This is a genomic window from Anaerovibrio sp. RM50, assembly GCF_000622005.1.
Taxonomy (GTDB): Bacteria; Bacillota; Negativicutes; order Selenomonadales; family Selenomonadaceae; genus Anaerovibrio.
Genome location: NZ_JHWV01000018.1, coordinates 1 through 12,733, shown reverse-complemented (window position 1 = coordinate 12,733; position 12,733 = coordinate 1). Strand labels below are relative to the sequence as shown.

At 42.3% G+C, this 12,733-nt stretch carries 8 protein-coding genes; 3 read left to right on the top strand and 5 right to left on the bottom strand.

Going from position 1 to position 12,733, the window contains the following annotated elements:
- Positions 1-4: 4 nt before the first annotated feature.
- Together T525_RS0109545 and T525_RS0109540 are read right to left on the bottom strand one after the other, a co-directional pair.
- Positions 5-586, bottom strand: coding sequence for a TetR/AcrR family transcriptional regulator (locus T525_RS0109545; RefSeq protein ID WP_084277044.1), 582 nt, complete (start codon positions 584-586; stop codon positions 5-7).
- A 135-nt stretch (positions 587-721) separates the two neighbouring features.
- Positions 722-2,254, bottom strand: a complete 1,533-nt coding sequence (locus T525_RS0109540; RefSeq protein ID WP_027407019.1) for a sodium:alanine symporter family protein — start codon at positions 2,252-2,254, stop codon at positions 722-724.
- Positions 2,255-2,398: 144 nt separating this feature from the next.
- Between T525_RS0109540 and T525_RS0109535 the strand changes: the two genes are divergently transcribed.
- On the top strand, positions 2,399-3,391 hold the full coding sequence (locus tag T525_RS0109535) for a Fic family protein (protein WP_027407018.1): 993 nt from the start codon (positions 2,399-2,401) through the stop codon (positions 3,389-3,391).
- Positions 3,392-3,511: 120 nt separating this feature from the next.
- Here T525_RS0109535 and fucO read toward each other — a convergent pair whose 3' ends face one another.
- The gene (gene fucO, locus T525_RS0109530; protein ID WP_027407017.1) at positions 3,512-4,657 is read right to left on the bottom strand and encodes a lactaldehyde reductase; all 1,146 of its coding nucleotides are present in this window, start codon (positions 4,655-4,657) and stop codon (positions 3,512-3,514) included.
- Positions 4,658-5,044: 387 nt separating this feature from the next.
- On the opposite strand from fucO, the gene T525_RS0109525 reads away from it, so the two are divergent.
- Together T525_RS0109525 and T525_RS0109520 are read left to right on the top strand one after the other, a co-directional pair.
- Positions 5,045-7,141, top strand: a complete 2,097-nt coding sequence (locus tag T525_RS0109525) for a tetratricopeptide repeat protein (RefSeq protein WP_027407016.1) — start codon at positions 5,045-5,047, stop codon at positions 7,139-7,141.
- A gap of 78 nt (positions 7,142-7,219) precedes the next feature.
- Positions 7,220-8,443 carry an ATP-binding protein gene (locus T525_RS0109520; RefSeq protein WP_027407015.1) on the top strand — a complete coding sequence of 408 codons (1,224 nt, stop codon included), beginning with the start codon at positions 7,220-7,222 and terminating at the stop codon, positions 8,441-8,443.
- 100 nt (positions 8,444-8,543) lie between these two features.
- Here T525_RS0109520 and T525_RS0109515 read toward each other — a convergent pair whose 3' ends face one another.
- The gene (locus tag T525_RS0109515) at positions 8,544-9,668 is read right to left on the bottom strand and encodes a DUF362 domain-containing protein (RefSeq protein WP_027407014.1); all 1,125 of its coding nucleotides are present in this window, start codon (positions 9,666-9,668) and stop codon (positions 8,544-8,546) included.
- A 111-nt stretch (positions 9,669-9,779) separates the two neighbouring features.
- Positions 9,780-12,425 (bottom strand): DUF4127 family protein, encoded by a 2,646-nt coding sequence (locus T525_RS15680; protein ID WP_051533533.1) that lies wholly within the window; start codon positions 12,423-12,425, stop codon positions 9,780-9,782.
- Positions 12,426-12,733: the final 308 nt, after the last annotated feature.

Sequence of the window (12,733 nt, the reverse complement as noted above, 5' to 3'; positions counted from 1 at the left end):
AGAATTATTTATGTATAGTAACAGCATCCCAGCTGGTATCAAAGATAATTTGGTAAACAAGATCATCAGCCCTGTTGCCCCAAAACAGCTTGCCCTTTTCGATATTGGAGGCAAGGAGGGAAAAATAGCTCAGCACCACAATGGGGTGGAGTTCCTGCTTTATGACACCTTCCCGCTGACCACGTTCCACAAAGGCATACATGGGCTGAAACAGGTCGGTAACATTATCCAGCATCAGGGATTTGCCCATCATGGAGGACATGAACTGCTCATAAACCTGAAATTCCGTAGGATAATGCCGGAAATAGTCCACCATGCGCCAATAATACTTTCTGAAGCACTCCTTTATATCACCCTCAAGGTCCAAATCCTTCAGGATATAATCGCAGTTTTGCTGTATAACGTACTTATACAGCTCCTTCAGCAGCTCCTCCTTGCTGCTGAAATAAACGTAAATAGTGGCCTGGGGTACCCCAGAGGCCTTGGCAATCATGGCCATGGACACGCCATTTATTCCCTGCTTCGCCATAAGGGCAGCAGTGGTTTGCAATATTAAATTCTTCTTCTGATCATCACGTTTTCTCATGTTTTAAATAATAACCGATTAATCAGTCGGTGTCAAATGAAAAAGGTAATATTAAACCCGTCAGTAATAATACTGACGGGTTTTAGTATGCTTAGATTATCAAGATTGTATTGTCAGAACATGATTTGAACAGCCTTACACACTCTGATGATTGATTTCATCCCAAACCGGCAATGAAATACCGATTACTTCAGAATCGAATTTCTTTTCATGGCATTCAAAATTATCGAAGGTTTTTTGGACCTTATGGAAGCCAAGATAAAGGAGCGGCAAGTTGCAGCAGACCATTACGATATTGGCAAAATCGCTGAGATACCACAGAGCACTGAGATCAAAGCCGGCAATGTTGGTAACCATTCCGAAGGCCAGCACCGTCAAATTTACCAACCGTACTACTGAAATGAAGGTTTTATTGCCAGAAATTTGTTTTGCGCATATTTCCGAGAATGACAGGAAACCAAGAAGGCAGGTGAAAGCGAATATCCCAAAGCAAATGGTGATGATCAATGTAGCCAAACTGAAAACAGCCCCATCACCAAGCATATATGCGCAGGAAACCAAAAATTTCTCCAAGCGCCCAAGCTCAAACCACGCTGCAGAGCTATCTCCCAGCCAGGCCTGCCCCATTATGAGGACAAAACCTGTCAAAGTACATATAACCATGGTGTCCAGAAATACACCAATAGCCTGTATAATGCCCTGCTCGCAAGGGTGCTTTGCGTTGGAAACAGCGGCGGGCATGGAGAGAGTGCCCTGACCGGCCTCATTACTCATAAGACCGCGTTTAATCCCCTGTGAAAGCGCAATACCCATGGCACCGCCGAAAACAGGCTCCGGATTAAAGGCCTCCGTCACCACCACGTAGAAGAACCAAGGCAGACGTTCAAGGTTCATTACTATCATTATAAGCACTGCCACTACATATACAACTGCCATAATTGGCACAAGAACATCAGTAATGCGGCTGATGCGCTTAAGGCCGCCAAATATAGCAAAAGCCGTCAATCCCATAAGCAACAGGAAAAATCCCCAGACCAGGGCACCATCTGAATCTGTTTCCATGCCGGTCACATTATTAGTTACGGCCACCATGGCAGAAATTGTGTTGAACCCCTGGGCCGGAATGCAAAGCAGGGCGTAAATAATATAGAGAAAACTCAGTGCACCACCTATAATGGCTGCACCACCAAGGAGCTTTCTGCCATAGCAAGGCAGACCGCCTACATATTCATTCCCCTGTTTATCTTTATAAATCTGGGAAAGAGTTGATTCCACAAAGGCAGTGGCCATACCAAAGAATGCTGATACCCACATCCAGAACAATGCTCCGGGACCGCCAGTTGAAACTGCACCCGTCACCCCCAGAATATTTCCAGGCCCTACTCTCATAGCGGTGGACAGTAAAAATGAAGCCAGTGGGCTGATGCCCCGTTCGTCCTTATTCTGGCTGTTTATGAGGACATTGAGACCATATCTGAAATACTTGATCTGAACAAATCGCAGATTCAAAGTGAAATAGATTCCTGTTCCAACCAAAAGGATAATTACCAGCGGAAGCTCCCCTATAATCGGCAGACTGGCATACCACTCCAAATTTGTGGGAAACCCCCACACTAGATCTGCCAAATCCTGAAATATCGCACAAATACTGCCTATAAGTTCATACATCCCTAAAACTCCCCAATTTATCAATAAATACGATTTACCGCCGTTAAAAACTTTTGAAACTAGAATATATTATAGCATATTGCATTTTAGTAAGATAACATATAAGATAATAAGTAAGAAAACATGCAAGATAGGGGTGAGGTAATGGGCGAGTATATGCCACCATATACAATTTCAAACCGTATGCTGGAGCTGGTTTCTTTCATTTCAGAAAAGGTGGGCAGGATTACCAGTCATAAGGATTTGGAAGCAAAGCCGCATTTACGCAGGAATAATAGAATTCGCTCAATTCATTCATCCTTAAAAATTGAGGCCAATTCCTTGTCTCTGGATGAAGTCAGGGATGTTATTAATGGACACATGGTTATTGGTGACAAGACGGAAATTCAGGAAGTAAAAAATGCTTTTGCTGCCTATGATGAGATTGGCAAAATTAATCCCGGAAGCATTTATGATTTAAAGCGGATTCATGGAATTATGACTTATTTAACGGTGAAGGAGTCAGGTGATTTCCGCAAAGGGGAAGAGGGAGTATTTTCCGGTGAAAAATGTATTTTTGTTGCGCCGCCTCCCAATATGGTTCCGGGGCTGATGGACCAGCTATTAAATTGGGTGAAAGATTATGAGGGAAAGGTCCATCCTTTAATAATGGCCGCTGTTTTTCATTATGAATTTGTTTTCATTCATCCCTTCGCCGATGGCAATGGTCGAATGGCCAGGCTCTGGCATACAGTGATTCTGTATAGATGGCGAACAATCTTTGAAGCTGTTCCACTGGAAAGCCAGATTGAGAAATACCAGCAGGAATATTATGATGCCATTGCCAAGTGCCACATTAACGGCAACTCTGATTTCTTTATTGAGTTCATGCTGGAAATGATTGATGGGATAATGGATGAGGTGATTAACCAGATAAGTAATTATGGTGCTAATACCAGCGAGTATGTTAAGCGTATGCTGACGGTAATGGAATATGATGTTCCTTATACCGCTACTTCTGTAATGGAGCAGCTGGGGTTAAAGTCCAGGGACACCCTCCGCAAGAATTATATTAATCCAGCCATTGAACTGGGGCTGGTGAAAATGACCATTCCAGACAAGCCAAATAGTAAAAATCAGAGGTATGTTAAGATTTGAAGTGAATTTAGTGATTAAGGAATTTAATTAAAAGAGGCGCTGGTTCGCGATGAACCAACGCCTTTTTGGGTGCGCACAACATGGCGCACTATAATGGGGTAATTATATAACGTTAAATACTTAAATAAGTTTGCGGAACATATCGATAACCTGCTCCTTGGTGGCCTCGCAAGGGTTGCCAGGATAGCATGCATCAGCCAGGGCATCCTTGGCCAGAATTTCCAGATCTTCCTCCTTGATACGGTCATTCTTGGCAGGAATGCCAACATCCTCGGAGAGCTTCTTTACTGCGGCAATTGCGGCATCACGGTATTCGGACTGGGACATGGAATCAACATTCTTTACCCCCATTGCCCGGGCAATTTCACGATAACGCTCCCCGGTGTGTTCCTTATTGAATTCCATTGCAATTGGCAGCAGCATAGCACAGGCAACACCATGTGGAGTGTCATAATGGGCACTGAGGGTGTGAGCCATGGCATGGTCGATACCAAGACCAACATTTGAGAAGCCCATGCCTGCAATGTACTGAGCCATTGCCATACCCTTACGTCCTTCAGGCTTATTTGCTACGGCATCACGGAGATGCTGGGAAATAAGCTTGATTGCCTCGAGGTGGAACATATCAGTAAGTTCCCATGCAGCTCTGGTGATATAACCCTCGATAGCGTGGGTAAGGGCATCCATACCAGTTGCTGCAGTCAGTCCCTTTGGCATTGAGGACATCATATCAGGGTCAATAATTGCCACGTCAGGAATATCGTTAGGGTCAACGCATACAAATTTACGCTGCTTTTCCACATCTGTAATTACATAGTTGATGGTTACCTCTGCGGCAGTTCCGGCGGTGGTAGGCACAGCTATGGTTGGAACGGCATGGTTCTTGGTTGGTGCAAGACCTTCCAGGGAACGTACATCAGCAAATTCAGGATTGGTGATAATGATACCAATTGCCTTGGCAGTATCCATGGAAGAGCCGCCACCTACAGCAATAATAGCATCGGCCTTGCATTCCTTGAAGGCAGCCACGCCGTCCTGTACGTTCTGAATAGTAGGGTTTGGTTTAATTTTGTCATATACAGTGAACTTAATATTATTCTTCTGGAGCAAATCCGTAACCTTTGCAGTTACGCCGAATTTTACAAGATCCGGATCGGTGCATACAAAAATGTGGGTATACCCTCCGCGGTTAACCTCACCGATAATCTCGTTGATAGCACCTGCACCATGATAAGAAATTGAGTTTAATACGATTCTGTCTGCCATTTTGTCATCCTCCAATCAATTTTTCGATTAAAACTCTATGTAAATTTTAATCCTTTTTACTTATTTAGACAATAAATGTAAAGAATTTTTTTACAATTTCGACAAATATAACAGAATATAATTCTTTGTATATCAAAAATGCATAATAGGAAAAAGAGATTGTTCATAATTGGAACGTATGGTTTTTATGGTGGCCCTTTTTATGGACAGGTAAGTGTTTTCAATTTTAATTTGTAATGATAATATACAGATAATAAATATTGATTAGCTTTTTGACATCACACTCGGGAAAACGTGAATGTCGCTTGCGAAACGACCTAAAGCGAAATGAAAGTTGATAAAATATGATTAGATAACTATCGTTTTTATAGGATAGGGGGTGTTGGTATGTTGGATGTTGCTTTTACATACAATTATGAAGAAGGTAAATGGATAAGATGTACTGACACTGAATTGGCTAAAAAAGAGATTGAAGATATACCATGTGTAACATTAATTAATTATATTAGTAACCCATATAGGCCGAATACCAACTCAAAGTTCGTTTTTTGCCCTAAGCATGGTGTGATGGAGAGAATAGAGTCCATATCCAATCATCGTGCTGTTTCTGAGAATGGGTGTTGTTTTGAAGGCTTATTGGGCTTTGCAGAAATCACTATTGGTTATGATGGTTATTATGCCACCAGTCCAGGTTTCGCACCACTTAGATGGCGAATTTATCAGAGTGCCCCATTAAAATATATAAATATTGCCTGTGATGTTTTAAAGGTTAATGCTGATATAAATCATGTGGTCACTAAAGTAATGAGTTTTTCCTTATCAGTGGATATTATAAAAGACAAAATTTTTATTTCTAAATGTAGACTACCAAAATCTAATGTTAATAATTGGACCGAAACAGATATAGAGATCCCTGATGTTGTGGTTGAAACCGCTATGGAGGCTATGCGTGAGTGTACGCTTTACAAAACTGGCATTAAACCTAGTGTTTTATGCCAGATAAAAAATAAAACTACATTAATGGCTTACCTGGAAAGACCATTTGATGTAAATATTGTTTTTTTAAAGCAGTTCTTCCGGGAGTTTACTACCCGTGATGGAGATGATATTTTCGATGAAGTATTTACCCGTGAGGAGAAAAACAACTACAGGATTATTTGTGACTTGCTAAAAATAAGGCCACCAAAGAGCCTGCGCAAAGCGTATGCCTTTAATCCGTATGCCATTGTTTGGTACATGATTTTCAAGCAGTGGGGGATTAAGGACATAAATTATATGCACAAATTCTTTTATCTGGATGACAGTATTGCCTCTATGTATCTCAAAAAGTTTTACTTTGACAAAGAGGCAAACCAAGTTACCAGAGATTATTCTTTAAAAAACTGGGAGGCATTGGAATACTATTGTCACTGGGTCCTTGAACAAAAGGGCGAAAAAAGAATGTTAAAGTGGTTGTATCGCGTTTCATCGGAAACCGGTTTAAACAGATTGCAGTGGGATGCACTGCTCGCATTTCATGACTATCATGAGCAATTGTCCGAGGAAGTAAAGGAACGATTATTAAAGGATGGTCCAACCGTTTATGTGCACGATGCTATAAGCACGGAAGTAACAGCATTTATGGAAAATTGGAGATCCACGAAAATAAACTACAATGAAACAGAGCAATCCTATTCCTGCAGGATAAAAGAATATGAATTCAGATTGCTGCCAAATACGGGTATGCTTCCAAAGTTAGGGGCTGCATTTAATAACTGTGTGGCCACATATCGGGATAGGATAATACGACATCAGTCTGTTATAGTTTATGTAATGAACAGTGATGACTATATGGCGTGTATAGAAATTAAAAAAGGCTGTCATATAACCCAGGCATTAGGAAAATATAACAGTCGCCTGAATAAAGAAGTAAACAATGTTTGTTATTATTGGGCGAAGCGTAGTAACTTGGTGATGGATGTGGATGATATACTCCCTATGTCACCAGATGAATTAAGGGAATTTGATGATGTTATAGTTGAACCGATTTATGTAAAATCAGTACATGAAATGAGTTTAGAGGAATTGAAAGATATTCCAGAAAATAAAATATGTGATGGATATTATCTGAGATTGGAATATCTCTTGAGTAGTTCTACTATATGCCCGGCACCAGTTCCAACCGGGATGGAATTTAACGATGAAATAAGCAGACTGACATATCTTCTGCCAGAAGGAGAACAAATTTTTAAGGCAGCAGATAATGGCAATCCAGAGGCTATGATGGTACTGGGGCTCATGTATTTTAAAGGCCATGTTATAGATAGGAATTTCGACCAGGCATTAAAATGGCTGAAAATGTCGGCAGATTCAGGTAATAAGGAAGCTGCAAAGAAGGCAAAACAATTACAGAATTATATGGAAACGGGGATAACAAACAGGGAACTTGAGATTTTGGATGCATTATCTAATTTAAGGCGTCTGCTGGCCGCTGGTGCCTATTAATTTTTGTTGTCATCAATTATTTTTTCGGCTAAAATGTAATCAGAGTACAAAACGGCCGAAAAAAGGTGGTGCGCTGTTATGAATTATATACATAGAAATCTGGAAAAGGTTGTGCTGGAAGCTACGAGGGAATATCCCGTGGTTTTGGTGACTGGTCCAAGGCAGGTGGGAAAAACCACCATGCTTCAAAAGCTGATGGAGGACACTGAGAGGCATTATGTATCATTAGATGATCTTAACGATCGCAATCTTGCGAAAAATGACCCGGAGTTGTTTTTGCAGCTCCATAAACCACCAGTGTTGATCGATGAGGTTCAGTATGCTCCTGAGCTGTTTACTTACATCAAAATCCATGTGGACAAGCATCACAATGCAGGTGATTTCTGGCTTACAGGTTCACAGATTTTCAAAATGATGGAGGGGGTTCAGGAATCATTGGCTGGTCGGGTGGCGGTTCTTTCCCTTACTTCATTGGCCCAAGCTGAAGTTAGTGGCGGGGAGATGGAGCCCTTTGTGTTGGATTTGGATAAGCTTTCCATACGGGGAAAAAAACGTAAAAAGGCTGATACCCTGGAAATTTTTAACAGAATATATAAAGGTTCCATGCCCGCAATGGTGAATGGACAGCACAGCAACAGCAATATCTTTTACAGCAGTTATATTGCCACATATATTGAGCGTGACGTAAAAGCTCTTTCTGATGCCATAGACACACTTAAATTTCTTAATTTTATTACTGCTGTGGCTGCAAGATGCGGACAAATGCTTAATGTAGCTGAAATTGCCAGAGATGCTGATATCAATCAGAAGCAGACAAAGGAATGGCTGGCGATTCTGGAAAGACTGGGCTTGATTTTTTATTTGCACCCATATTCCAATAATTTGCTGAAAAGACTTGTAAAACGTCCAAAGCTATATTTTTATGACACGGGTCTTGTATGTTATCTAACTAAGTGGAGCAGCGCAGAAACATTAGAAAAGGGTGCCATGAACGGGGCTATTTTGGAAAATTACGTGGTGGCCGAGTTGGTTAAAACCTATATGAATTGCGGTAAAGAACCGTTTATTTACTATTACCGTGACAAGGACGCCAGGGAAATAGATATTATTTTGGAGCAGGATGGAGTTTTGTATCCTATGGAGGTTAAGAAATCCTCTAATCCAGGTTCAGAAATAATTAAAGTATTTTCTTTGCTTGATAAATCAGGGACACAACGATCCAAGGGGGCAGTATTGTGCTTAAAGCCTGAACTGTCGGCCATAGACAAGGATAATTATATTGTTCCAATTTGGATGATTTGACACACTAAAAAGGCACTGGTTCATGTTGAGCCAGTGCCTTCTGTGTTTTTGCGTCGTGTTTTGCGCTTTTTGGTGCGGTATAGTTTGCGATTTTTGTGCTTTATTTCATTACGATTAATTCATATTCTCTGGTGCCCATGCCGATTTTTTCACCGTGCTCCAGGGTTTCCTTCCAGTGAACGTTAGGATTGCTGTTATGCCAATGGTTACCATGGTCGTGGTGGTTCGGGTCAGCCATATTGTCTCCCAGCTGGGAGTTGCGGATAGGCTCAACCTTCTGGCAAAGGTCAACACAGGCCTGATCAAGGGCTACAGGGTCGAAGGAGCAGGCAATGCCGATATTTGGCAGAATTGGTGCATCATTCTCACCATGACAGTCGCAGTTTGGAGACACGTCCATAATCATATTGATATGGAAGCAAGGCCTGTCCTGAACAACGGCCTGGGCGTACTCGGCCATCTTCTTGTCCAAAAGATCCCCTGCATCCCACTGGTCATTGTGAATGGCATCAAATGGGCAGGCCCCGATGCAGCGGCCGCAGCCCTTGCAAATATCCTTGTTGATAATTGCCTTCTTGTTTTCGTAAGTAATGGCGTTGGAGCCGCAATGCTTGGCACAAACCTGACAGCCACGGCATTTTTCCATGTTTACTTCCACTTTTCCGGAAGAATGCTGTTCCATCTTGCCTGCACGGCTTCCACAGCCCATACCGATATTCTTAACGGCACCGCCAAAGCCGGTCATTTCATGGCCCTTAAAATGAGCCAGGGAAATAAATACGTCTGCATCCATAATGGCACGGCCAATCTTGGCAGTTTTGCAGTATTCACCATTTTTTACAGGGACTTCAACATCGTCCGTACCCTTAAGGCCGTCGCCAATAACAATCTGACAGCCGGTGGTAATGGTATTGAAGCCGTTAAAATTGGCACAGTCCATGTGCTCCAGAGCGTGCTTTCTGCTGCCCGGATAAAGGGTATTGCAGTCAGTAAGGAATGGAATACCGCCCTGTTCCTTCACCACATCAGCCACAACCTTGGCATAGTTTGGACGGAGGAAAGCCATGTTGCCAAGCTCGCCAAAATGCATTTTTATGGCCACAAACTGGTTTTCCATGTCAATTTCCTGAATGCCGGCCTTGATAAAGAGCTTTTTCATCTTTGCCAAAATGCTTGTACCCACAGGCACACGGAAATCAGTAAAGTAAACTTTTGATTTATCCATAATAAACCCCCTAAATATCATTACACACATCACATCTACCTACAGAATAACATAAGTAAAGCAGTGATTCAAACTAATATTTTTTTAGGTTAAATCACTGCTTTAAATATTTTACTTATTTAATTTTTTTAAGATTGGTTCCACCTTGTCTTTCAAATACTCCGCGATCTTTCTTGAACCCTCCTGGGTCGGGTGAATACTATCACCTACGTAATCTTCATCAAGAAGAAGAGGCTTATCCTTGTTAAGCGGAATATAGTAAAGGGTTTTATCGCCTTTCTTTTGTAGTTCATTTACTGCCATTTCAGTCCATCTTGCAGCATCAGGCCCGATAATTGTTGGCACAGGATCCAGACAGATAATGGCCGCCTCAGGGTTATGCTTACGGACTACATTTATAAGGTTTATATACCCCTTAATAAATTCCTCCTCAGTTGGCTTTGGATCAAATAAAAGATCATTGGTACCAATGGAAATAAACACAGCATCGGTTTTATTGTTGGCAAAGTCCCAGTTTATGTGCGGTTCATTCCAGTCAAAGGAATAGTAGGTCCACGGGTAGCGGTCGGCGGTGTGGACCTGGTTGTATGGCCATTCCTCTGCGTAATTATGTACAAAGCCTTCACCGGATTTTGCCAAAACACTGTAATCTGCATTCAGCATTCTGGCCAGCTGAGGGCCGTAGGCCATGTCGTTGTTTTCCACATCGTGGTACATCATTACATTAGGGGGACCGTCATTAAAGGCTCCGGCTGTAATGGAATCACCTACAAATTCCAGCTTAAGCCTATTAGGCTCATCAATTGGGAGTAATTCACCATTATCGTCAAGGATAAAGCCCTTGAAAATACTGTGTCCCGCCTGTCCCTCGGTGGAGCGGACAAGCTTGATTTCGTGCTCTCCCTTTGGCAGATTATCTGCAAGGATTGTCACTTCATCCTTAAATTTAATCCGTTTATATGGTATGCCATCTATTTCATAGCGCCACCAGCAATTTTTGTCATCCATTTTTACGGCAATGCTGGTACCGTAAAAACGCGCCTTTATATATGCGGCACCGTTGCCACAGGTGGCCTGGTCATTTTCAATATACCAGCGGCCGCTAAAAATTAGTTTTTTTTTAGGAATATTTTCATTTATGGTGATACCTCCAATAAAGGTAATATGCCATGGGAAGGTAACCTTAATGTCCGTTGCATTTGGATATTCGCTGAGATGCTTGGCAGCAAAGGTTTGCAATTCATTTGTTACCAAATTTTCGGCGTAGCTTTCGTATTCTGCCAGATTTAGGAAATATTGATGGCTTGGCAGACTCCACATGAGCTTTTCCCTTGCATTGGCCTGATAGCCCCAATCGTCAAGATAGCGCTTCACCAGCATTCTGTTACAGTCCTCCTGACTGTTTCTTAAGTTTACAAGTCCCTGTCCCAAGGCAAAGCCAGTGCTGTTGGTAGGGGTATTCCAGCCTGAATAGGAGCGGAGCCTGAAAAGCAGCCTGTTTTCGGAAAGCTTCTCCATAAGGGCGTTATCACTGCCGTTGGCAAAGCATATATCCGCCAATGCCACATTGCGTTTTTTGGCCAGATTTTCCTTTACCATATCAAGGAAATATTGTGTTCCAATGCGCATTTTGCCATCGTTATACATTGGATCAGGATCATTTGGATCAGGATAACCGTCAGTGGTGCGGCCCTTTGGGTCAGTATTTACCAGCAGGGTCAAATCTGCATTGGAATTGGAGGTTTCCCTTGCCCCTGCCATGGCAAGCTCATCACGGATGGATCTATAGATTTTCTCATCGGAGAATTTTGGTATGGTATCTCTGCCTACACCTGTATTGTATTGCACATTTACAGTATATTGCTTGTGGTCAATGGAATTTGCGGCGCGGGCCAAAAGCAGCATGGCAAATTCATCTATGCCCGTGGCCACCATAAATTTATCCTGGGGAAGTCTCAGCTTTTTGGAATATGTATTTAATTCACGGGCCTCCTGATGGGTGGCACAGAATGGGGCATTATCATCCTTGCCGATTACGAGAAAGTTTAATATGCCATTTTTGGTTAAATCCATAAGGCCTTTGGTGACATTAATATTTTTTGCCCGCCGCCCAAAGTAGTCCTTGTAGACACCACTTGGAATGGCATTCATAAGGCCTTCCAGCTCTTCCTTCTCCCAGTCAGCCAGTCGTCTTGTTTCCTTCTGGTCATTAAGGGATGAAACCTTGAATATTTTATCTCCATAGGTTTGATAATATTCCGGCTCCTCGGCTCCGGCAGATGCACCGTTTTTAGGGGTGCGCATAAGGGAGCCAAAGGCAAATATCTTAAGCTTATTATGTGATTTTTTTAACTGCTTAAATTTATTTGCACGCTCAAGAAGCTCCTCCTCGGTATTGTTATGGTTACGGGAAGCTACAAGGCCGCCATAAATAAGGGAGTCAGTGGAAACCACAGCCACATCGGCCTTTGATATATTCCTATTGACCCAGCCCCAAAGCTCCTGGGTATCAGCTGTATTTCTCAGGCCTCCCAGCATGTCCTTTGGAGGCATGAGAACCCTATAGCCTGCCAGCTCCAGTGCTTCTGTGGATTGCTCACAGGAAGTGGGGCGATTATCGTGGGGAACAAAAAGAATGGTGCCCGTAACCAGGTTTTGCCCGTTGGCCTCAGCTTCCGCCTGGGGCATATCTGCCGGTGAGGACAGGCCAAATACAAGGGAAAGCATGGACAGTAAAAGGGATAATTTCTTTTTCATATTTTCACTTGTATGATGTTTTTAGAAGCTAAAACACATACTTTCCTTTCTTTTTAATATCGTGGTTCAATACATTCAGATACTGTGGACTTTTGATTGTTTTCCTGTAGCTTTGACTACTCTAAGGAGTGTATTGCCACTACCTTTATCTGAATTGTTTATAGCTGGATGTTGCCGGAGCTGTCCGAGTACTTATTTCCATCAAGTCTACGATGATAATCGCTGGTGGATATCACGGTATCAGACTTTAGAAAGGGAGGTTCAACCTCATGATTTATGTAGGCATTGATATTGCCAAACTCAACCAT